This window comes from Enterobacter cloacae complex sp. HYC042_NIDB (assembly GCF_056673315.1).
Window position 1 is genome coordinate 1,620,462 of sequence record NZ_CP109650.1, and the last position, 20,691, is coordinate 1,641,152.

The 20,691-nt window shown below is 58.8% G+C and carries 20 protein-coding genes and 1 riboswitch; of the genes, 10 read left to right on the plus strand and 10 right to left on the minus strand.

Annotated features, from left to right (window positions below):
• Window positions 1–324: 324 nt before the first annotated feature.
• Window positions 325–2,340, plus strand: coding sequence for an excinuclease ABC subunit UvrB (gene uvrB / locus OKF39_RS07705; protein ID WP_028012419.1), 2,016 nt, complete (start codon window positions 325–327; stop codon window positions 2,338–2,340).
• 74 nt (window positions 2,341–2,414) lie between these two features.
• On the opposite strand, the gene yvcK is transcribed toward uvrB, so the two are convergent.
• Window positions 2,415–3,323 carry a uridine diphosphate-N-acetylglucosamine-binding protein YvcK gene (yvcK, locus tag OKF39_RS07710; protein WP_028012420.1) on the minus strand — a complete coding sequence of 303 codons (909 nt, stop codon included), beginning with the start codon at window positions 3,321–3,323 and terminating at the stop codon, window positions 2,415–2,417.
• Between the two features lie 225 nt (window positions 3,324–3,548).
• A riboswitch (molybdenum cofactor riboswitch) is annotated at window positions 3,549–3,682 on the plus strand.
• On the opposite strand from yvcK, the gene moaA reads away from it, so the two are divergent.
• From moaA to OKF39_RS07740, 6 genes are all read left to right on the plus strand, one after another.
• A complete protein-coding gene (gene moaA, locus OKF39_RS07715; RefSeq protein ID WP_047362731.1) occupies window positions 3,670–4,659 on the plus strand; it encodes a GTP 3',8-cyclase MoaA in 990 nt (329 codons plus the stop codon). (Overlaps the previous riboswitch by 13 nt.)
• 24 nt (window positions 4,660–4,683) lie before the next feature.
• Window positions 4,684–5,196, plus strand: a complete 513-nt coding sequence (gene moaB / locus OKF39_RS07720) for a molybdenum cofactor biosynthesis protein B (RefSeq protein WP_028012422.1) — start codon at window positions 4,684–4,686, stop codon at window positions 5,194–5,196.
• Window positions 5,197–5,199: 3 nt separating this feature from the next.
• Complete coding sequence (moaC, locus tag OKF39_RS07725) at window positions 5,200–5,685, plus strand: cyclic pyranopterin monophosphate synthase MoaC (protein WP_008501142.1); 486 nt, start codon at window positions 5,200–5,202, stop codon at window positions 5,683–5,685.
• A complete protein-coding gene (moaD, locus tag OKF39_RS07730) occupies window positions 5,678–5,923 on the plus strand; it encodes a molybdopterin synthase sulfur carrier subunit (protein ID WP_045259953.1) in 246 nt (81 codons plus the stop codon). Before moaC ends, moaD begins: the two co-directional genes overlap by 8 nt.
• 1 nt (window position 5,924) lies before the next feature.
• On the plus strand, window positions 5,925–6,377 hold the full coding sequence (moaE, locus tag OKF39_RS07735; RefSeq protein ID WP_136343012.1) for a molybdopterin synthase catalytic subunit MoaE: 453 nt from the start codon (window positions 5,925–5,927) through the stop codon (window positions 6,375–6,377).
• Window positions 6,378–6,441: 64 nt separating this feature from the next.
• Entirely contained in the window at window positions 6,442–7,149 is a 708-nt protein-coding gene (locus OKF39_RS07740; protein WP_010428846.1) for a Bax inhibitor-1/YccA family protein, read from the plus strand.
• A 105-nt stretch (window positions 7,150–7,254) separates the two neighbouring features.
• Here OKF39_RS07740 and OKF39_RS07745 read toward each other — a convergent pair whose 3' ends face one another.
• Genes OKF39_RS07745 through OKF39_RS07755 form a run of 3 tightly spaced genes read right to left on the minus strand, consistent with a single transcriptional unit; the run spans window position 7,255 to window position 10,213 of the window.
• Window positions 7,255–8,217, minus strand: coding sequence for a lysylphosphatidylglycerol synthase domain-containing protein (locus OKF39_RS07745; protein WP_048959982.1), 963 nt, complete (start codon window positions 8,215–8,217; stop codon window positions 7,255–7,257).
• Entirely contained in the window at window positions 8,217–9,455 is a 1,239-nt protein-coding gene (clsB, locus tag OKF39_RS07750) for a cardiolipin synthase ClsB (RefSeq protein ID WP_479983644.1), read from the minus strand. Before clsB ends, OKF39_RS07745 begins: the two co-directional genes overlap by 1 nt.
• The gene (locus tag OKF39_RS07755) at window positions 9,452–10,213 is read right to left on the minus strand and encodes an endonuclease/exonuclease/phosphatase family protein (RefSeq protein ID WP_041910727.1); all 762 of its coding nucleotides are present in this window, start codon (window positions 10,211–10,213) and stop codon (window positions 9,452–9,454) included. The genes clsB and OKF39_RS07755 overlap by 4 nt, the downstream gene beginning before the upstream one ends.
• 133 nt (window positions 10,214–10,346) lie before the next feature.
• On the opposite strand from OKF39_RS07755, the gene OKF39_RS07760 reads away from it, so the two are divergent.
• On the plus strand, window positions 10,347–10,757 hold the full coding sequence (locus OKF39_RS07760; protein ID WP_028012428.1) for a YbhQ family protein: 411 nt from the start codon (window positions 10,347–10,349) through the stop codon (window positions 10,755–10,757).
• On the opposite strand, the gene OKF39_RS07765 is transcribed toward OKF39_RS07760, so the two are convergent.
• The 5 genes from OKF39_RS07765 to cecR are packed head-to-tail and all read right to left on the minus strand — an operon-like array spanning window position 10,719 to window position 16,359.
• Complete coding sequence (locus tag OKF39_RS07765; RefSeq protein WP_041910726.1) at window positions 10,719–11,825, minus strand: ABC transporter permease; 1,107 nt, start codon at window positions 11,823–11,825, stop codon at window positions 10,719–10,721. The genes OKF39_RS07760 and OKF39_RS07765 overlap by 39 nt on opposite strands.
• A 9-nt stretch (window positions 11,826–11,834) precedes the next feature.
• A complete protein-coding gene (locus OKF39_RS07770) occupies window positions 11,835–12,968 on the minus strand; it encodes an ABC transporter permease (protein ID WP_479983645.1) in 1,134 nt (377 codons plus the stop codon).
• The gene (locus OKF39_RS07775) at window positions 12,958–14,697 is read right to left on the minus strand and encodes an ATP-binding cassette domain-containing protein (RefSeq protein WP_479983646.1); all 1,740 of its coding nucleotides are present in this window, start codon (window positions 14,695–14,697) and stop codon (window positions 12,958–12,960) included. Before OKF39_RS07775 ends, OKF39_RS07770 begins: the two co-directional genes overlap by 11 nt.
• On the minus strand, window positions 14,690–15,685 hold the full coding sequence (gene hlyD, locus OKF39_RS07780; RefSeq protein ID WP_063154673.1) for a secretion protein HlyD: 996 nt from the start codon (window positions 15,683–15,685) through the stop codon (window positions 14,690–14,692). The genes OKF39_RS07775 and hlyD overlap by 8 nt, the downstream gene beginning before the upstream one ends.
• A complete protein-coding gene (gene cecR / locus OKF39_RS07785; protein ID WP_028012433.1) occupies window positions 15,685–16,359 on the minus strand; it encodes a transcriptional regulator CecR in 675 nt (224 codons plus the stop codon). Before cecR ends, hlyD begins: the two co-directional genes overlap by 1 nt.
• A gap of 205 nt (window positions 16,360–16,564) precedes the next feature.
• Here cecR and rhlE point away from each other — a divergent pair, with 205 nt between their 5' ends.
• Both rhlE and dinG read left to right on the plus strand, forming a co-directional pair.
• Window positions 16,565–17,926 carry an ATP-dependent RNA helicase RhlE gene (gene rhlE, locus OKF39_RS07790; RefSeq protein WP_479983647.1) on the plus strand — a complete coding sequence of 454 codons (1,362 nt, stop codon included), beginning with the start codon at window positions 16,565–16,567 and terminating at the stop codon, window positions 17,924–17,926.
• 97 nt (window positions 17,927–18,023) lie between these two features.
• On the plus strand, window positions 18,024–20,201 hold the full coding sequence (gene dinG / locus OKF39_RS07795) for an ATP-dependent DNA helicase DinG (protein ID WP_479983648.1): 2,178 nt from the start codon (window positions 18,024–18,026) through the stop codon (window positions 20,199–20,201).
• Here dinG and OKF39_RS07800 read toward each other — a convergent pair.
• Window positions 20,188–20,691, minus strand: a complete 504-nt coding sequence (locus OKF39_RS07800) for a fimbrial protein (protein WP_028012436.1) — start codon at window positions 20,689–20,691, stop codon at window positions 20,188–20,190. The genes dinG and OKF39_RS07800 overlap by 14 nt on opposite strands.

Genomic DNA, 20,691 nt, shown 5'->3' on the forward strand with positions numbered 1-20,691 from the left:
GCGGCTTTAGAAAATATCGTTTAAAATTTAATTGCTTAGATAAAAGCAATTACCGTAATGAAAGTGTCACTCGTTGCCATAAAACTATCATTACCTGGCTTGACAAATGTTAAAAAAGAAAAAGTTCTGGGGATAACCCAACCTGGCTGGTTTTTTATCTCGTCAGAGCCTAAATTTTGTCCGCTAACGCGCTAATGACTCCGCCGCTACGCTAAATATCCTGACACGCTACTGGTTTTTCATCCAGTGTTTTTTACTGGCATTCCTGGCAACAACGAGTAAAATTACTCACCTGCCGCTTATAACGTCATCAGGTCGTCGCCCATGAGTAAACCGTTCAAACTGAATTCTGCTTTCCGCCCCTCTGGCGATCAGCCTGAGGCGATCCGTCGTCTTAAAGAGGGGCTGGAAGACGGGCTGGCGCACCAGACGCTGCTGGGGGTAACCGGCTCGGGCAAAACGTTTACTGTCGCCAACGTGATCGCTGACCTGCAGCGCCCCACGATGGTGCTTGCACCCAATAAAACCCTCGCGGCACAGCTATACGGCGAGATGAAAGAGTTCTTCCCGGAAAACGCGGTGGAGTATTTTGTCTCCTACTACGATTACTACCAGCCGGAAGCCTATGTGCCGAGCTCTGATACCTTCATCGAGAAAGATGCTTCGGTGAACGAACACATCGAACAGATGCGACTGTCGGCGACCAAGGCGCTGCTTGAGCGACGCGATGTGGTTGTGGTCGCGTCTGTTTCGGCGATTTACGGCCTGGGCGATCCGGATCTCTATCTGAAGATGATGCTGCACCTGACGCAGGGGATGATCATCGATCAGCGCGCAATTTTGCGCCGTCTGGCCGAGCTGCAGTACACCCGAAATGACCAGGCCTTCCAGCGCGGGACGTTCCGCGTGCGCGGTGAGGTGATCGACATCTTCCCGGCGGAATCGGACGATATGGCGCTGCGCGTCGAGCTGTTTGACGAAGAGGTTGAGCGTTTGTCACTTTTCGACCCGCTGACCGGCCACGTTGAGTCGGTGATACAGCGTTTTACCATCTACCCTAAAACGCACTACGTGACGCCACGAGAGCGTATCGTGCAGGCGATGGAAGAGATCAAAGAGGAGCTTGCAGAGCGCCGTAAGGTGCTTCTGGCTAACAATAAGCTGCTGGAAGAGCAGCGCCTGAGCCAGCGCACCCAGTTCGATCTGGAGATGATGAACGAGCTGGGCTACTGCTCGGGTATCGAAAACTACTCACGCTTCCTCTCCGGGCGCGGGCCGGGCGAGCCACCGCCGACGCTGTTTGACTACCTTCCGGCCGACGGTCTGCTGGTGATCGACGAATCCCACGTCACGATCCCGCAGATCGGCGGGATGTACCGCGGTGACCGCGCGCGTAAAGAGACGCTGGTGGAGTACGGCTTCCGCCTGCCGTCAGCGCTGGATAACCGTCCGATGAAGTTTGAAGAGTTTGAGGCGCTGGCGCCGCAGACCATCTACGTGTCGGCCACGCCGGGCAACTACGAGCTCGAGAAATCCGGCGATGAGGTGATCGACCAGGTGGTCCGTCCGACCGGGCTGCTGGATCCGATTATCGAAGTGCGCCCGGTGGCGACCCAGGTGGACGATCTGCTCTCTGAGATCCGCGCCCGTTCCGCCATCAACGAGCGCGTGCTGGTGACGACGCTCACCAAGCGCATGGCGGAAGACCTGACCGAGTATCTTGAAGAACACGGTGAGAAGGTGCGCTATCTGCACTCGGATATCGACACCGTGGAGCGCATGGAGATTATCCGCGATCTGCGTCTGGGCGAGTTTGACGTGCTGGTGGGGATCAACCTGTTGCGAGAAGGTCTGGATATGCCGGAAGTCTCGCTGGTGGCGATTCTGGACGCCGATAAAGAGGGCTTCCTGCGCTCTGAACGCTCCCTGATCCAGACCATTGGCCGCGCCGCGCGTAACGTCAACGGGAAAGCGATTCTGTACGGCGACAAAATCACCCCGTCGATGGCGAAAGCGATTGGCGAAACGGAACGCCGACGCGAGAAGCAGCAGCGCTACAACGAAGAGCACGGCATTACGCCGCAGGGGCTGAACAAGAAGGTGGTGGATATTCTGGCGCTGGGTCAGAACATTGCGAAGACCAAAGCGAAAGGCCGCGGCAAGGCACGTTCAGTGGTGGAAGAAGATACCGTCGTACTGACGCCGAAGGCGCTGCAGCAGAAAATCCACGAGCTGGAAGGGCAGATGATGCAGCACGCCCAGAACCTGGAGTTCGAAGAGGCGGCACAGATCCGCGACCAGCTGCATCAGCTGCGGGATCTGTTTATCGCGGCATCATAGGTAAAGCGGCGTGTATTCCCCCTCTCCCCGTGGGAGAGGGCTGGGGTGAGGGCATCAGGCCGCACAAAGCGAACCTAACCCAACGCCTGAATCGCTTTCTCCAGCGCCTCGCGCAGCAGGTGGCGGTCGTGACGATATTTAATATCGCTGGCTTCCAGCGGCTCCTGCACCACTACGCGATCGCCAATCCCTGTCACATCCACTTTTGGCCCAACCACGACACCGTCGATAATTTTCTTACCGACGTACTGCTCCATCAGGTCCAGCTTGTCCGCCAGCGACAGGCTCGCCGCTGCCGGGCTCAGCTCACGGCCCAGGTTACCGATATAGACCATCGGGGCAGGGGTGCGACGCAGCGCCTGCGCCAGCTCTTTTACCAGCAGAATGGGCATCAGGCTGGTATAAAAACTGCCTGGACCGATCAGGATAAGATCCGCTTCACCAATGGCCTCCACCGCTTCCCGCGTGGCGGGTACGCTCGGATAGGTCATCAACTCCGTTGGCGGCAGGAGGAGCTGGTCAATGTTCACCTCGCCGTAAACTTCATGCCCTTCGGCATCGATTGCCATCAAGTCAACCGGTTGTTCAGACATGGGGATCAGGAATGCGTCCACCTTGAGCAGATTACGGATTAAGTTGATGGCTTCCAGAGGCCGTACGCTCAGGTGATCCAGCGCCTTTAACATCAGATTTCCGAGGTTATGCCCGGAAAGTTCGCCATTGCCGCCAAAACGGTACTCAAACATCGCCGACGCGACGCTCGGCTCGGTAATTAACTGGTTCAGGCAGTTGCGCATATCTCCCCAGGCAATGCCGCCTTCAGCCCGCCTGATCCGCCCGGTTGAGCCGCCGTTGTCGGTGGTTGTCACTATCCCTGTCAGCCGTGAGCCCAGTGACGACAAAGAGGACATGACGCGGCCCAGGCCGTGGCCTCCGCCAAGAGCGACCACTCGGTCAAGATCCGCAAAAGTGCGATTGCGCATACGTATTCCTTATCACGTTCGATCGCGTAACAGTAACCTAACTACCCCCAAAAGACGATGCCTCACCCAATGCAAAATGACGTATATCAATGCGAAAATGCGGTTTTTAGGTATTCTGTAGCGAAAATGCAGGACTGAATCGCTATATACATAATTATATAGCGAAAAGCGACAATGGCGGAGTGTCGATTTCCACGCTACTATCGCCATAACCACGTTTTCAAAACTGAAAACATACACTCTAGCCCTGGCGCCTGTGTCGAATGATATGGCGCCCTGGCCGTGGCGGATTTGCCACCAGGGTACAGAAAGAAATGACTGTGCCTCCCGATTTGGAAAGGTGTACATGGCTTCACAACTTACTGATGCTTTCGCGCGTAAGTTTTACTACTTGCGTCTGTCGATTACCGATGTGTGCAACTTCCGTTGCACCTACTGCCTGCCCGATGGCTACAAGCCGGGCAGCGTCACCAATAATGGCTTTCTCTCCGTAGATGAAGTGCGCCGCGTCACGCGTGCGTTCTCTGAGCTCGGTACCGAAAAAGTCCGTCTGACCGGTGGCGAACCCTCCCTGCGCCGCGATTTCCCCGACATCATTGCCGCCGTACGCGAAAACGAACGCATCCGCCAGATCGCGGTGACCACCAACGGTTACCGCATGGCGCGTGACGTGGCCACCTGGCGCGACGCTGGCCTAACCGCGATCAACGTCAGCGTGGACAGCCTTGATGCCCGGCAGTTTCACGCCATTACCGGTCAGGACAAGTTCCGCCAGGTGATGGACGGCATCGATGCGGCGTTTACCGCCGGGTTCGAAAAAGTCAAAGTCAACACGGTGCTGATGCGCGACGTAAACCACCATCAGCTGGACACCTTCCTGGCGTGGATTAAGTCCCGTCCCATTCAACTGCGTTTTATCGAGCTGATGGAAACGGGCGAGGGCAGCGAACTGTTCCGCCGCCACCATATTTCCGGCATGGTGTTGCGCGACGAGCTGCTGAAACGCGGCTGGATCCACCAGATCCGCCAGCGCAGCGACGGCCCGGCACAGGTCTTTTGTCACCCGGATTACGAAGGCGAGATTGGGCTTATCATGCCCTATGAGAAAGACTTCTGCGCCAGCTGCAACCGCCTGCGCGTCTCTTCTGTCGGCAAACTCCATCTCTGCCTGTTTGGCGACGGTGGCGTGGATCTTCGCGATCTGCTGGAAGATGATGCCCAACAGGGCGCACTTCAAGCACGTATTTCCGAGGCGCTGACGCACAAAAAGCAGACCCATTTCCTGCATCAGGGCAACACCGGCATTACTCAGAACCTGTCCTATATCGGCGGGTAATCAGTCTTTAGAAGGAACCAGAAGATGAGTCAGGTCAGCGCAGAATTTATCCCGACACGCATTGCTATTCTTACCGTTTCCGACCGCCGTGGCGAAGAGGATGATACCTCCGGCCACTGGCTGCGTGAGGCGGCCCATGACGCGGGGCATACCATCGTCGATAAAGCGATTGTGAAAGAGAACCGCTACGCCATTCGCGCGCAGGTCTCTCAGTGGATCGCCAGTGCTGAGGTGCAGGTGGTACTGATCACCGGCGGCACCGGCTTTACCGCGGGCGATCAGGCCCCCGAGGCGCTGATCCCGCTGTTTGACCGCGAGGTGGAAGGCTTCGGCGAAGTGTTCCGCATGCTCTCCTTTGAAGAGATTGGTACCTCCACGCTGCAGTCGCGCGCGGTGGCCGGCGTGGCAAACAACACGCTGATTTTCGCCATGCCGGGCTCGACCAAAGCCTGCCGCACCGCATGGGAAAATATTATTGCCCCGCAGCTGGATGCCCGTACCCGTCCTTGTAATTTTCATCCCCATTTGAAGAAGTAAACTATGTCACAACTGACCCACATTAACGCCGCTGGCGAAGCGCATATGGTGGATGTCTCCGCCAAGGCCGAAACGGTGCGCGAGGCGCGTGCTGAGGCATTCGTCACCATGCTGCCGGAGACGCTGGCGATGATTATCGACGGCAGTCACCATAAGGGCGACGTCTTTGCGACCGCCCGCATCGCCGGTATTCAGGCTGCAAAACGGACCTGGGACCTCATCCCGCTCTGCCATCCACTGATGCTGAGCAAGGTGGAAGTGAACCTGCAGGCGCAGCCGGAGCACAACCGCGTGCGTATTGAGTCCCTCTGCCGCTTAACCGGCAAAACCGGCGTGGAGATGGAAGCCCTGACGGCGGCCTCCGTCGCCGCGCTGACCATCTACGACATGTGCAAAGCGGTGCAGAAAGATATGGTGATTGGCCCGGTTCGTCTGCTGGCAAAAAGCGGCGGCAAATCCGGTGATTTTAAGGTGGACAGCCATGATTAAGGTGCTCTTTTTCGCCCAGGTGCGTGAGCTGGTCAATACTGACAGCCTGACGCTGGACGCCTCTTTTGAAAACGTCGCCGCCCTGCGCGCGCACCTGGCGGCACAAAGCGACCGCTGGGCGCTGGCGCTCGACGAAGGCAAGCTGCTGGCGGCCGTTAACCAGACGCTGGTGGAGTTCACCCACCCGCTGACTGAAGGGGATGAAGTGGCCTTCTTCCCGCCGGTCACAGGGGGCTAAGATGGCTGAAACCCGAATTCTGGTCGGTCCCGAGCGCTTTAACGTCGGTACAGAATATGACTGGCTGGCGGAGCGCGATGAAGACGGCGCGGTCGTTACGTTCACCGGTAAAGTGCGTAACCACAATCTCGGCGACAGCGTAAAAGCGCTGACGCTGGAGCACTATCCGGGCATGACGGAGAAATCGCTGGCGGGAATTGTGGATGAAGCGCGAGGCCGCTGGCCGCTCGGGCGGGTCACGGTGATCCACCGCATCGGCGAGATGTGGCCCGGCGAAGAGATTGTCTTTGTCGGCGTGACCAGCGCGCACCGCGGTAGCGCCTTTGCGGCAGGGGAGTTCATTATGGATTACCTCAAAACCAAAGCGCCGTTCTGGAAGCGCGAAGCCACGCCGGAAGGTGATCGCTGGGTGGAATCTCGCGACAGCGATAAACAGGCCGCCAGCCGTTGGTAGTCGGTTTACGTGGATGTGTTACTCTTAACGTGTGTGTCTTCTTAACCTTAATCAGGAGTGAATCATGGACCGATTTCCGCGTTCCGATTCAATAGTACAGCAGACCCGTAGCGGCCTGCAGACGTATATGGCGCAGGTGTACGGCTGGATGACGGTCGGCCTGCTGCTTACCGCGTTCATCGCGTGGTATGCGGCGAATACGCCTGAGCTGATGATGTTTATCTTCTCCAGCAAAATCACCTTCTTTGGGCTGATTATCGCGCAGCTGGCGCTGGTGTTTGTGCTTTCCGGCCTGGTGCAGAAACTCAGTGCCGGAATGGCGACCACGCTGTTTATGCTCTATTCGGCGCTGACCGGTTTGACGCTCTCCAGCATTTTCATCGTCTACACCTACTCCTCCATCGCCAGCACCTTCGTGGTGACCGGCGGGATGTTCGGCGTGATGAGCCTTTACGGTTACACCACCAAACGTGACCTGAGCGGCTTAGGTAATATGCTGTTTATGGGGCTGATCGGGATTGTGCTGGCATCGCTGGTGAACCTGTGGCTCAAGAGCGACGCGCTGATGTGGGCCGTGACTTATATCGGGGTGGTGGTCTTCGTTGGCTTGACGGCCTATGACACTCAGAAGCTGAAAAACATCGGCGAGCAGATCGACGTGCGCGACAGTTCAAACCTGCGCAAATACTCGATTCTGGGCGCGCTGACGCTCTATCTGGACTTCATCAACCTGTTCCTGATGTTGCTGCGGATTTTCGGCAACCGTCGCTGAGGTTGCTTTGCCGGGTGGCGGTGCGGTCTGGTGCCCTCACCCTGACCCTCTCCCACGGGAGAGGGAACAAACACTAAAAACGGCAACAAGGTTGCCGTTTTGCTTTTATTTCGCCATTGCCTTCTCATTTTTCGCCCGTAACTTTTTCGCCCGGCTCTCCAGCACCAGATAACAGACCGTTGCCAGCGCCAGCGGCAGGAAGTAATAGAGCATGCGGTAGGCGAGCAGGGCGGCAATAATCGTCCCCTGTGAAACATGTTCTCCGGCCAGCAGCGCGATAAACACCGCCTCCAGCACCCCAATTCCCGCCGGAATATGCACGATAACCCCGGCGATACTGCTCACCAGCAGCACGCCCAGCACGAAGAAGTAGTTCACGTCCTCGCCAATCAACAGCCAGATGATTGCCCCCATCGCCATCCAGTTAGCGCTGGATACCGCCATCTGCAGCACCGCGAACTTCCACGACGGCAGTACCAGTTTCTGCCCTTTAATGGTCATATGGCGACGTCTGGCAAAGGCGCAGGCCCACAGATACACGGCGATGATCAGCAGCAGCACGATGCCGAGAATGCGCAGCGTGGCCTCGTCGATATACCAGTGCGCGGGCAGCTGCACCACGCCGATGGTGAAAATCACCCCGCCCAGCAGAATGTACCCCAGCCAGTTGGTGGTGATACTCAGCGAGAAAATGCGGGTGATGGTGCCACCCGGTAATCCGAGACGCGAGTACAGGCGATAGCGCATGCCGATGCCGCCCACCCAGGTGCTTAGCGTCAGGTTGAAGGCGTAGCAGATAAACGACACCAGCATCACCTGACGTTTAGCCAGCTTGTGGCCGCAGTAGGCGCGACCGAGCAGGTCGTAGCAGCCGTACATCAGGTAGCTGACGATAACCAGCCCTACGGCACCCAGCAGCACCAGCCGGTTATAGTTGCGGATAACCTTCCACACCTCTTCCCAGTCCACTTTCTGCGCGTAGACCACCAGCAGTACCGCGACCGCAATAAAGAATACCCAGGTGAGGATTTTTTTCGCCAGCCGCCAGCGAGGATGAGATTTTGACATCAGGGTTTGCCTCCATCTTCCGCTTCAACGCGGTCCTGGGTTTCCATTTCAGGTTGTACCGGCGGATCAACCTGCGCCAGCTTTGGCGTATGCGCCGGCAGCCAGCCGACCATCGCCGGGAAGTGGCGCAGGAAGTGGAACACCACCACGCCGATGCCAACGTTCCACCAGCTCCGTTTCGGCACCATGGACTCATCCACCCGCACACAGTCCTTATGGATAAGTCCCTGAAGGTTATCCCGCAGGGTCTGGTTAAACTGACGGTCGTGGATGATCAGGTTCGCTTCCAGGTTAAGCGACAGGCTCAGCGGATCGAGGTTACTGGAGCCGACGGTTGCCCAGTGGTCATCCATGACGGCCACTTTGCCGTGCAGCGGGCGGCGGCGATATTCATATATCTGCACGCCGCTTTTCACCAGGTAGCGGTAGAGTAGGCGCGCGCCCACCTTCACAATCGGCATATCCGGCTCGCCCTGCACAATCAGTTTAACGCTCACGCCGCGTCGGGCAGCGTTGCGCATGGCGTGCAGAATACGGTAGCCGGGGAAGAAATAGGCGTTGGCGATAATCACTTCACGCTTCGCATTGGCCAGCATCTTCAGGTAATGACGTTCAATATCGTCCCGATGCTCCTCGTTGTCCCGCCAGACAAACAGCGCCTGCGCTTCGCCGGGCTTGCGGTTCTCTTCCGGGCGATGACGGCGTCGCCACCAGCGGCGAGCGGCCTCTTTACCGGGCAAGTTTTCCAGCACGAACAGCTGGATGTCCTGAACCACCGGACCCTCAATGCGGATCGCGTAGTCCTGCTTGGCCTCCGGGCCGTAATCCGACATATGCTCGGCGGAGTAGTTAATGCCGCCCACGAACGCCACCGTTTCGTCCACTACGACGATTTTGCGGTGCATGCGGCGGAACAGGTTGGTGCGCATGCCGAACAGACGCGGACCGGGATCGTAATAGCGGAACACCACGCCGGCGGCGGTGAGCTCGTTAACAAATTCATCGCTAAGATCCGGCGAGCCATATCCATCGAGCAGGGCCTCGATTTTTATCCCGCGCCGGGCGGCATGCAGCAGTACGCTGTGCAGCTGCCTGCCAACGTCGTCTTCAAACCAGATAAACGTTTCAAGGTAGACTTTCTGCTGTGCGTGGCTAATCGCCTTAAAGACCGCCGGATAGAAGTTATCGCCGTTTTCCAGCAGCGTAATACGGTTACCTTCCTGCCATGTGCATTTCATAAGTGGATCTCCGCGCTCAGCGGGGCATGGTCGGAAAGATGTCGCCAGTTCAGTAACGCCAGCGCCGTCGGGCTGCTGGCATGCGCATTTTTCACGTAGATGCGGTCCAGGCGCAGCAGGGGGAAGCGCACCGGAAACGTCCGTGCGGGACGACCATGTGCCCGGGTGAAAATTTCCTCCAGTCCCGCTTTGACCTTCAGCGGATGGTTGGCGCGCTGCCGCCAGTCGTTAAAATCCCCGGCGACCACCACGGGTTCGCCTTCCGGCAGCGCATTGGTCCAGTCCGCCAGCATCTGCAGCTGCGCCTGGCGGTGGGCTTCACGCAGTCCGAGGTGAACGCAGCCCACGTGAACCGGAACGTCAAGTTCCGGCGGCGTGATGCGGCAGTAAAGCAGCCCGCGTTTTTCGCTCTCCCCGACGGAAACGTCCCGGTTCTCATAATGTTCTATAGGAAAACGCGACAGCACCGCATTACCGTGATGGCCTTCCGGATAGACCGCGTTGCGGCCGTAGGCGTAATCGCTCCACATGGTGTCGGCCAGGAATTCATAGTGCGGCGTATCGGGCCAGTTTTCGAAATGCATGGGGTGTACCTCGTGCGCGCCCATCACCTCCTGCAGGCAGACAATGTCCGCGCTGACGGTGCGTACCGCGTCGCGCAGCTCCGGTAAAATGAAGCGGCGGTTAAATGCTGTGAAGCCCTTATGAATGTTTATCGTCAGCACCTTAAGCGAGAAATGCTGCGTTTTTTTGCTCATAAACACCTTCCTGGGTGACTATCCCGATGAAAATAAAGTGTAGTCGGCGTCACAAAAAGATGCGGCGTTACGGAATTTTCCGTAAAGTGCGGTAGTCTGATTAAGCAGAGAAAAATCCTTCAGGAGAGAAGCCATGAAGTGGCAACAACGTGTTCGTGTCGCAACGGGTTTGAGTTGCTGGCAGATAATGTTGCATTTACTGGTCGTGGCCGTACTGGTGATGGGCTTGATGAGCGGCACGCTGGTGCGTGTTGGCTTAGGGCTATGCGTCCTCTATGGCGTCACCGTACTGTCGATGCTGTTCTTACAGCGCCACCATGACGCGCGCTGGCGCGAGGTGGGTGATGTGCTCGAAGAGCTCACCACCACCTGGTACTTTGGTGCCGCGATGATCGTGCTGTGGCTGCTGTCACGCGTGCTGCAAAACAACCTGCTGCTGGCCCTCGCGGGTCTGGCAATCCTTGCAGGGCCAGCGGTAGTGTCGCTGCTCACTAAAGAGAAAAAGCTACGCAATGTTGCGTCTAAACATCGCATAGGCCACTGACCCCGTCGTGGCCGCTATGACCAGTAGCGGCCACAAACTTCCCCAGACAATGTCCAGACTCGCATCCTTCAGATAGATCTGCTTGGTGATATCCGTAAAGTGTCGAATCGGGTTTATCCACGTTAAATCCTGCAGCCACACCGGCATGTTCTCGACGGGCGACACGTACCCGGAGAGCAGAATCGCCGGCATCATAAAGACGAATACCCCGATAAACGCCTGCTGCTGCGTGGAGCAGAGCGCTGAAATCAGCAGCCCAAACCCCACCAGCGACAGCCCGTAAATCACCATCGTGAAGTAAAACAGCGCCAGCGATCCGGCGAACGGGATTTCGTAGGCCCAAATTCCCACCCCCAGCACGATGGTGGCCTGGAAGGTGGCGACGATCAGCGCCGGCACCGCTTTGCCGACGAAAATCTGCCAGGTGGCGAGCGGGGAAACCAGCAGCTGATCCAGCGTGCCCTGTTCCCGCTCGCGTGCCACGGACAGGGAGGTCACGATCATCACCCCGATGGTGGTGATCATGGCGATCAGCGACGGCACCACAAACCACTTGTAGTCCAGATTCGGGTTGTACCAGTTGCGCACCACCAGTTCGCTGTTATTGGGCTTCGGTTTGCCCTCCATCAGCTCCTGCTGATACTCCTTCACTATCTGCTGCAGGTAGTTGGCCGCTATCTGGGCGCTGTTGGAGTTGCGCCCGTCGAGGATCAGCTGCATCGGCGCGGTCTGGAAGGTATCCAGATTGCGGGAGAAATCCGCCGGAAAACGCACCAGCAGCAGCGCTTTTTGCGTGTCGATAGTGGGCTGGATCTCCTGCGGGCTTTTCAGCAGCAGGATGTGGGTAAAGGCCTTCGCCCGGGCAAAACGCTGCGTCAGCTCGACGGCGTGTTTGCCGTTGTCTTCATTATAAATGGCAATGGTGGCGTTAGTTACCTCAAGGGTTGCGGCAAATGGGAACAATAAAACCTGAAGCAGCACCGGCAGCACCAGAATGGCGCGGGTTTGCGGCTCGCGCAGCAGGGACTGCAGCTCTTTGCGGATCAATGTCCATAAGCGGTGAAACATGTGCGCTCCTTAATCCAGTCGCCGTTTGGTTTTCAGCCACGTCAACCCGATAAACATCACCGCCGACGCCAGCAAAAACAGGGTATTGATAATCAGCACCACCGGGATATTCCCCGCCAGGAACAGGCTTTGCAGCGTGCTCACGAAGTAGCGCGCCGGAATGATGTAGGTCACAGCGCGGATCACCGCCGGCATGCTGTCTATCTGGAAGATAAAACCGGAGAGCATAATCGATGGCAGGAAGGCGGCGTTGAGCGCCACCTGCGCGGCGTTAAACTGGTTGCGGGTGATGGTGGAGATGAGCAGCCCCATGCCCAGCGTGCTGAGCAAAAACAGGCTGGTGATAAAGAACAGTACCACCAGCGAGCCGCGGTACGGCACGCCAAGAATAAAGACCGCGACCAGCATGCAGAGCAGCATCGCCAGCATGCCGAGGAAGTAGTAGGGGATGAGCTTGCACAGCAGCAGCTCAACCCGCGTCACCTCGGTGGAGAGCAGCGCCTCCATAGTGCCGCGCTCCCACTCGCGGGCGATGACCAGCGAGGTGAGGATCGCGCCAATCACCGTCATAATGATGGTCACCGCCCCCGGAATAATAAAGTGCTGGCTGATGGCGGCGGGGTTAAACCAGTAGCGCGTCTGCACATCGATGAGCGGTTCAAACGTCTCGCCCCGGTCTTCGGCGCGCTGCATCTGCCAGAGCTGCCAGATCCCCTCCGCATAGCCCTGCACGAAGTTGGCGGTGTTCGGCTCGCTGCCGTCGGTAATCACCTGAATCGGCGCATCGGCACCCGGGCGCGCCATGTTGGCGGCGAAATCCACCGGGATGACGATCAGGCCGCGAATTTTCCCGGCCTGCATTTTCTGGATCAGTTCCTGCCGGTTGTCGCTGACGGTGGCGTCTATGTAGGGTGAGCCGGTCATGGCATGGGTGAAGTCCAGCGCCTCTTCGCTCTGCTGCTCCAGCAAAATACCGACCCGCAGCTTGCTGGAGTCGAGGTTAATGCCGTAGCCAAAAATAAACAGCAGCAGCAGGGGGATCACCACCGCAATCAGCCAGCTGCTGGGATCGCGCACGATCTGCCGCGTCTCTTTGATGCACAGGGCACGCACCCGGCGCCAGGAAAGGCCGTTACTGCGCATGAGCATTCTCCTTATCCCAGTCGTGGATGAGGGTGATAAACGCCTGCTCCATGGTCGGGTCTGGCTGTGCGTCGTCGGCGGCCTGCGCTTTCAGGTCGTCCGGCGTGCCGTGGGCAATCAGCTTGCCGCGATAGACCAGCCCGATGCGGTCGCAGTACTCCGCCTCATCCATAAAGTGGGTGGTGACCATCACGGTCACGCCTTTTTCCACCATGCTGTTGATATGCAGCCAGAATTCACGGCGGGTGAGGGGGTCCACGCCTGACGTGGGTTCATCAAGAAACAGGATATCCGGCTCGTGCATCAACGAGCAGGCCAGCGCCAGCCGCTGCTTAAAGCCGAGCGGCAGCTCGTCGGTGGCGTGGGACGCAATATTCGTTAACCCGAAGGCGTCGCTCATGCGGCGGATTTTTTCATTCTGCGCCCGCCCGCGCAGGCCGTACACGCCGGAGAAAAAGCGCAGATTCTGCTCGACCGTCAGGTTGCCGTACAGCGAGAACTTCTGCGCCATATAGCCGAGATGCTGGCGCGCCTTGCCGGAGCTGACTTTAAGATCCATGTCCAGCACCAGCGCCTTGCCGGACGTCGGCACCAGCAGGCCGCACATCATTTTAAAGGTGGTGGATTTTCCCGCCCCGTTCGGCCCGAGCAGGCCAAATATCTCGCCGCGCTTCACCGCAAAGTTGACGTTGTCGGTGGCGGCGAAGTCCCCGAATTTTTTGGTGAGCGATTTTGCTTCGATCACCGTTTCGCCCGGCGTGCCTTCCACCGTGTGCAGGATCGCGCCAAGGGGCGATTCCGATGTGCCTGCACCGCCCAGCAGGTCGATAAACGCATCTTCAAAGCGCGGGGCGGTCTCGTCCATTTCAATCTCAGGCATGCCCGGCGCATGGCGAATATCGTCGACGGTGGCCTCTTTTTTGAGGATCACGCGCACCGAGCGGCCCTGAATCATCCCGTCGCTCACCTGCGGCAGCTTCAGCACCCGCTGCAGCAGCCTGCGGTTGAACTCCTGCGGGCTGTGCAGCAGAAAACTGCGCCCGGCCATGGTGTGCGTCAGCTCGGTCGGTTCGCCCTGATAGAGCAGTTCGCCCTCGTTCATCAGCAGCACGTCACGGCACTGCTCCGCTTCGTCGAGGTAGGAGGTGCTCCAGAGGATCAGCATCCCGTCGCCCGCCAGCTCGTGCACCATCTGCCACAGCTCGCGGCGGGAGATCGGGTCTACACCGACGCCGGGTTCATCGAGCAACAGCACCTTCGGCTCGCCCACCAGCGTGCAGGCCAGCCCCAGTTTCTGCTTCATCCCGCCGGAAAGCTTGCCCGCCAGCCGGTCGGTGAACGGGCCGAGGGAGGTAAATTCGAGCAGTCGGGCGAAGGTTTTCTGCCGGGTTTCACCGGTGACGCTGCGCAGGTCGGCGTACAGATTGAGGTTCTCCATCACCGTCAGATCTTCGTACAGGCCAAACTTCTGCGGCATATAGCCGAGCATGGCGTGGAGCGCGCCGTCGTCTTTTATCGGGTCAAGGCCAAGCACGCTGGCCGAGCCTTCATCCGGCTTCAGCAGCCCCGCCAGCATCCGCATCAGCGTGGTTTTGCCCGCGCCGTCCGGGCCCACCAGTCCGGTCACGTAGCCTTTCTGAATGGTGCAGTTCAGCGGCGCGACCGCCGGTTTATCCATTCCGGGGAAGCGTTTGACCAGATTATTGAGCTGGATAACCGCATCATTCATGTCGTTCCCCGTCGTTTAAGGTTACGGTAACAGGCATGCCCTGACGCAGCGCGTCGTCCGCGTCGGTGACGATGATGCGCAGGCGGTACACGAGGTCGGTACGCAGATCCGGCGTTTCAACGGTTTTTGGGGTGAATTCGGCGGTAGGGGAGACAAAGCCCACTTTGCCGTGATACGGCTTGTCCGGGCGACCGTCGGTATAGAGCAGCAGCTCGCGGCCCGGCTGCATCTGGCCGAGATTCGGCTCATCAATGTAGGCCCGCACCCATACCGGACGGGTCAGGGAGAGCGTCAAGACGGTGCTGCCCGCGCTGAGCATGCTGCCCGGCTCTACCGCGCGGGTCATCAGCGTGCCGTCAGACGGGGCGGTTAAGATAGTGTCGTGCAGATCCAGCTCCGCCTGAGCCAGCTGCGCCTGCGCCTGCTCGAGGCTGGCCTTCGCCTGGGCGATGTCCTGCTCGCGGTTACCGGAGCGGTACTGGCTTAATTTATCCTGCGCGGATTTCAGCGTCGCCTGCGCCTGGTCGCGGGATGACCGCGCGTTTTCCAGATCGTTGGCGGAAATGGTGCGGCTTTTCCACAGCCCCTGCTGGCGGTTATAGAAGTTCTGCGCGTAGTCGTAGGCGGCTTTGGCCTGCTTAACGGCGGCAGCGGCCTGGGCAATCTCCTCATCGCGATAGCCCGCCAGCATCAGGTCATACTGCGCCTGGGCGACGGAGACGCCGGCTTTTGCCTGCATCAGCGCGTTCTCAAAGGGGGCTTTGTCCAGCATCCCCAGCGTCTGCCCGGCTTTGATGGCGTCGCCTTCGTCAACGCTCAGCGAGGCGAGACGCCCGCCGACGCGGAAGCTCATATTCACCGTGCGAATATCCACGTTACCGTACAGCGTCAGGCCCCGATCCTGCTGGCTCTGATACCACAGCCAGCCACCGATTCCCGCGGCAAGCAAAACAACAACCACCAGAACGATGGCGACAGGTTTTTTCATCACTTCAGGCTCCTTTGCGTTAAGCCTTGCAGGATCAGATCGAGATGACAGGTGATGACCTGGCTAATCTGCGCGGCTTTATCCTCATCGAATTGTGCCCAGCCCGTGCGTAACAGGATGGTTTCACGTCCCAGACGGAAGGCGAGAATTTCGCCCAGCAGGGCGTGGGTATGCAAAATGGTGTCGGTATCGCTGGCGTCCCGCCCGGTGTAGGCGGCAATCAGCCGGGTCAGATGGGTGTGCATCGGGGCAATCACCTGATCGTGTACCAGCTGATAAGCTGCAGTGGGGGAGAGCTGCTCGCGGGAGATAAATTTGCTCAGGTTGAGCGTATCGTCGTGCGTCAGCAGGCGGATCATATTGTGGCAGGCATTGAGAATAAGTTGCCTGATAGCGGTACGATCCGGCGTCGGCTGGCTCAGCAGCGCGGTGGCCTCCTCAACGTGCGGGCGAAAATTGTTGCCAATAAAATCGGCAATCCACTGGGCGCAGGCGAGGTATAAATCCTCTTTTGAGCCAAAATAGTAGGTAATGGCCGCAATGTTTTGCCCGGCCTGGGCGGCGATATCCCGCGTGGTGGCATGCAGGCCATACTCGCCAAACTGCGCCAGCGCGGCGGCGATAAGCTGGCTTTTGGCCTGTTCACCTTTGGTTGTCGTCGGTGTCGTATTCATGTCGGCATTAAAAATTAATCAATCGATTGATTAAAATTATACCTGAATCGCTAAATCGTCGAGGGATACGACAGGGATATTTTATGCGCCACGTCACAAAAGCTGCTACACTCCGCACCTTCGCGACATTGTGGTTTTTGTCCTTCTATTCGTGATATCTCCCTGAAAACTACACCTGTGATGGTCGGGGCGGTTCGGAGTTTTTATGTCTTTTGATTCCCTTGGCCTGAACCCGGAAATTCTGCGCGCGATCGCAGAGCAGGGCTACGTTGAGCCAACCCCTATCCAGCAGCAGGCTATTCCGGCCGTGCTTCAGGGCCGTGACCTGATGGCCAGCGCCCAGACCGGCACCGGTAAAACCGCGGGCTTTACCCTGCCGCTGTTAGAGCTGCTGGTAAAAAACCAGCCGCACGCCAAAGGCCGTCGTCCGGTGCGCGCGCTGATCCTCACCCCAACCCGCGAGCTGGCAGCCCAGATTGGCGAGAACGTGCGTGAGTACAGCCGCTATCTCAACATTCGCTCGCTGGTGGTTTTCGGTGGCGTGAGCATTAACCCGCAGATGATGAAGCTGCGCGGCGGCGTGGACGTGCTGGTGGCAACGCCGGGCCGTCTGCTGGATCTGGAACACCAGAACGCGGTGAAGCTCGACAGCATTGAAATTCTGGTGCTGGACGAAGCCGACCGCATGCTCGATATGGGCTTCATTCATGATATTCGTCGCGTGCTGGCGAAGCTGCCGCCGCGTCGCCAGAACCTGCTCTTCTCCGCGACCTTCTCCGATGAGATCAAGGCGCTGGCGGAAAAGCTGCTGCATAACCCGCTGGAAGTGGAAGTGGCGCGCCGCAACACCGCTTCCGAGCAGGTGACGCAGCACGTTCACTTTGTGGATAAAAAGCGCAAGCGGGAGCTGCTCTCCCAGATGATCGGTCAGGGCAACTGGCAGCAGGTGCTGGTCTTTACCCGCACCAAGCACGGTGCCAACCACCTGGCGGAACAGCTGAATAAAGACGGCATCCGCAGCGCGGCGATCCACGGTAACAAGAGCCAGGGCGCGCGTACCCGCGCGCTGGCGGACTTCAAGGCCGGCGACATCCGCGTACTGGTGGCGACCGACATCGCTGCCCGTGGCCTCGATATTGAAGAGCTGCCGCACGTGGTGAACTACGAGCTGCCAAACGTCCCGGAAGATTACGTTCACCGTATCGGTCGTACCGGCCGTGCGGCAGCAACAGGTGAGGCGCTCTCTCTGGTCTGCGTGGACGAGCACAAGCTGCTGCGCGACATCGAACGCCTGCTGAAGAAAGAGATCCCGCGCATCGAAACCCCGGGCTATGAAGTGGACCCGTCCATCAAAGCGGAGCCGATTCAGAACGGTCGTCAGGGTGGTGGTCGCGGCCAGCAGCCGCGTCGTGCTGAAGGTGGCGCGCCGAAGTCATCCGGCAAACCGCCGCGTCGTAATAACGACGGCAAGCCGGCCGGTGAAAGCCCGTGGCGCAGCGGCGAAGGGAAACCGGCAGGCGAGGGGCAGCGCCGACGCCGCCCGCGCAAGCCTGCTAACCCGCAGTAATCTGGAAGCCCGGTCGTAAAGCCGGGCTTTTCTTTTTGCGACGGCGAAGAGAAAGTGCCACAATAGTGGCTGTTTATACAGTATTTCAGGTTTTCCAATGGCTTTAACCGCGGCGCTGAAAGCGCAAATAGGCGCCTGGTATAAGGCGCTTCAGCAGCAGATCCCCGATTTTATCCCCCGAGCACCGCAGCGGCAGATGATTGCCGACGTGGCAAAAACGCTCGCCGGGGACGACGGGCGACATCTGGCGATTGAAGCCCCGACCGGCGTCGGGAAAACCCTGTCGTATCTCATTCCCGGCATCGCTATTGCGCGGGAAGAGGACAAAACGCTGGTGGTCAGCACTGCGAACGTGGCCTTGCAGGATCAGATCTTCAGCAAAGATTTGCCGCTGCTGCGCAAAATCATCCCCGATCTCCGCTTCACCGCCGCCTTTGGGCGCGGGCGCTACGTCTGTCCGCGTAACCTGGCGGCGCTGGCCAGCAGCGAGCCCTCGCAGCAGGATCTGCTCGCCTTTCTGGATGACGAGCTGACGCCAAACAACAAAGCCGAGCAGGAGCAGTGCGCAAAGCTGAAAGCCGAGCTCGACGGCTATAAGTGGGACGGCCTGCGGGATCACACCAGCCTGGCGATTAGCGACGACCTGTGGCGCAGGCTCAGTACCGATAAAGCAAGCTGCCTGAACCGCAACTGTCACTACTACCGGGAATGCCCGTTCTTCGTCGCCCGGCGCGAGATCCAGGAGGCGGAGGTGGTTGTCGCCAACCACGCGCTGGTGATGGCGGCGCTGGAGAGCGAAGCGGTGCTGCCGGAGCCGAAAAACCTGCTGCTGGTGCTCGACGAAGGCCACCACCTGCCTGACGTGGCGCGGGACGCGCTGGAGATGAGCGCGGAAATCACCGCTCCGTGGTTCAGACTTCAGCTGGATCTGTTCTGCAAACTGGTGGCGACCTGCATGGAGCAGTTTCGCCCGAAAACCACGCCGCCGCTGGCGGTACCCGAGCGTCTGAGCGACCACTGCGAAGAGGTTTACAGCCTTATCTCGTCTCTGAACAACATCCTCAATCTTTATCTTCCGGCAGCCCAGGAGGCAGAACACCGCTTCGCGATGGGCGAGTTGCCGGAAGAGGTGATGGAGATCTGCCAGCAACTGGCGAAGCATCTCGAAAAGCTGCGCGGGCTGGCGGAGATGTTCCTGAACGACCTCAGCGAGAAAACTGGCTCGCACGACGTGGTGCGGCTGCACCGCATCCTGCTGCAAATGAACCGCGCGCTGGGGATGTTTGAGGCGCAGAGCAAGCTCTGGCGGCTGGCCTCGATGGCGCAGGCGTCGGGCGCGCCGGTCACCAAATGGGCCACCCGCGAAGTACGCGACGGGCAGGTGCATCTCTTTTTCCACTGCGTGGGCATTCGCGTGGCCGATCAGCTGGAAAAGCTGATCTGGCGCAGCGTGCCGCACGTGGTCGTTACCTCTGCGACGCTGCGCTCTCTGAACAGCTTTTCACGGTTGCAGGAGATGAGCGGCCTGAAGGAGAAAGCGGGCGATCGTTTTGTGGTGCTGGACTCGCCGTTCAACCACTGCGAGCAGGGCAAGCTGGTCATTCCACGCATGAAATACGAGCCGCTTATCGACAACGAAGAGCAGCACATTGCGGAGATGGCGGCCTACTTCCGCGAGCAGGTCGAAAGTAAAAAATATCCCGGCATGCTGGTGCTGTTTGCCAGCGGGCGGGCGATGCAGCGCTTCCTGGAGCACGTCACCGACCTGCGTTTACTCCTGCTGGTGCAGGGCGACCAGCCCCGTTACCGGCTGGTGGAAACGCACCGCAAACGTATTGATAACGGCGAGCGCAGCGTGCTGGTGGGGCTACAGTCCTTTGCCGAAGGGCTGGATTTGAAGGGGGATTACCTGACGCAGGTGCATATCCATAAGATCGCCTTTCCGCCTATCGACAGCCCGGTGGTGATCACCGAGGGCGAGTGGCTGAAAAGCCTCAACCGCTATCCGTTTGAGGTGCAGAGCCTGCCTGCGGCGTCGTTTAACCTGATTCAGCAGGTGGGGCGTCTTATTCGTAGCCACGGCTGCTGGGGTGAGGTAGTGATTTACGACAAGCGTTTGCTCACCAAAAACTACGGTCAGCGGCTGCTGAACGCACTGCCGATCTTTCCGATTGAGCAGCCGGAGGTGCCTGAAGTAAAAAAACGCCCGGCAAAACTGGCCGCCGGGCGCAGGAAAAGCATCCGTGCTAAGGGGCGCGGTCCTACTGGTAAGTAAAGGTCACCTGAATCACGCTGCTGAACGTGCCTGCGGAGACGGGCATAGACGTGGCGTAATAGCGGGCGGAGAGCGGAAACGTGGCCGTGTGGTCAGCCGGGTTAATCGGTACGTTAAACGCCGCCTGCGGGGCGATCAGGATCTTGTCCTGTCGGTCGGCCAGCTCCAGCGCCAGCCCCTTCGCGCTGCCGGTGTTGGCGAATTTTGTCGGGTGCACGCTGTCTGCCTGGCCGTAGAAATAGGCCGTGGCAAGCGCCAGCGTGGCGGGACAGTGCGATACCGAGAGCGAAAAATCTTTCCACTCGCCGGTATCCCCGACGTCCCTGAAATTGCCTGATACTGCCTGGCCTAAATCTACCGTCAGGTTGCGGCTGGCGCTGTCAATGACGCAGGTGTTGGCGTAAATATTCCCCGTCATCTGGATCTGAATATCATCGGCGTGGGCCTGGGCTATCAGGCCCAGCGCCAGCATCAAAGCTGTTTTTTTCAT

Coding starts and splice junctions, on each gene's coding strand:
- uvrB (WP_028012419.1), top strand. CDS start 325: ATGAGTAAACCGTTCAAACTGAATTCTGCTTTCCGCCCCTCTGGCGAT.
- yvcK (WP_028012420.1), bottom strand. CDS start 3,323: ATGCGCAATCGCACTTTTGCGGATCTTGACCGAGTGGTCGCTCTTGGC.
- moaA (WP_047362731.1), top strand. CDS start 3,670: ATGGCTTCACAACTTACTGATGCTTTCGCGCGTAAGTTTTACTACTTG.
- moaB (WP_028012422.1), top strand. CDS start 4,684: ATGAGTCAGGTCAGCGCAGAATTTATCCCGACACGCATTGCTATTCTT.
- moaC (WP_008501142.1), top strand. CDS start 5,200: ATGTCACAACTGACCCACATTAACGCCGCTGGCGAAGCGCATATGGTG.
- moaD (WP_045259953.1), top strand. CDS start 5,678: ATGATTAAGGTGCTCTTTTTCGCCCAGGTGCGTGAGCTGGTCAATACT.
- moaE (WP_136343012.1), top strand. CDS start 5,925: ATGGCTGAAACCCGAATTCTGGTCGGTCCCGAGCGCTTTAACGTCGGT.
- OKF39_RS07740 (WP_010428846.1), top strand. CDS start 6,442: ATGGACCGATTTCCGCGTTCCGATTCAATAGTACAGCAGACCCGTAGC.
- OKF39_RS07745 (WP_048959982.1), bottom strand. CDS start 8,217: ATGTCAAAATCTCATCCTCGCTGGCGGCTGGCGAAAAAAATCCTCACC.
- clsB (WP_479983644.1), bottom strand. CDS start 9,455: ATGAAATGCACATGGCAGGAAGGTAACCGTATTACGCTGCTGGAAAAC.
- OKF39_RS07755 (WP_041910727.1), bottom strand. CDS start 10,213: ATGAGCAAAAAAACGCAGCATTTCTCGCTTAAGGTGCTGACGATAAAC.
- OKF39_RS07760 (WP_028012428.1), top strand. CDS start 10,347: ATGAAGTGGCAACAACGTGTTCGTGTCGCAACGGGTTTGAGTTGCTGG.
- OKF39_RS07765 (WP_041910726.1), bottom strand. CDS start 11,825: ATGTTTCACCGCTTATGGACATTGATCCGCAAAGAGCTGCAGTCCCTG.
- OKF39_RS07770 (WP_479983645.1), bottom strand. CDS start 12,968: ATGCGCAGTAACGGCCTTTCCTGGCGCCGGGTGCGTGCCCTGTGCATC.
- OKF39_RS07775 (WP_479983646.1), bottom strand. CDS start 14,697: ATGAATGATGCGGTTATCCAGCTCAATAATCTGGTCAAACGCTTCCCC.
- hlyD (WP_063154673.1), bottom strand. CDS start 15,685: ATGAAAAAACCTGTCGCCATCGTTCTGGTGGTTGTTGTTTTGCTTGCC.
- cecR (WP_028012433.1), bottom strand. CDS start 16,359: ATGAATACGACACCGACGACAACCAAAGGTGAACAGGCCAAAAGCCAG.
- rhlE (WP_479983647.1), top strand. CDS start 16,565: ATGTCTTTTGATTCCCTTGGCCTGAACCCGGAAATTCTGCGCGCGATC.
- dinG (WP_479983648.1), top strand. CDS start 18,024: ATGGCTTTAACCGCGGCGCTGAAAGCGCAAATAGGCGCCTGGTATAAG.
- OKF39_RS07800 (WP_028012436.1), bottom strand. CDS start 20,691: ATGAAAAAAACAGCTTTGATGCTGGCGCTGGGCCTGATAGCCCAGGCC.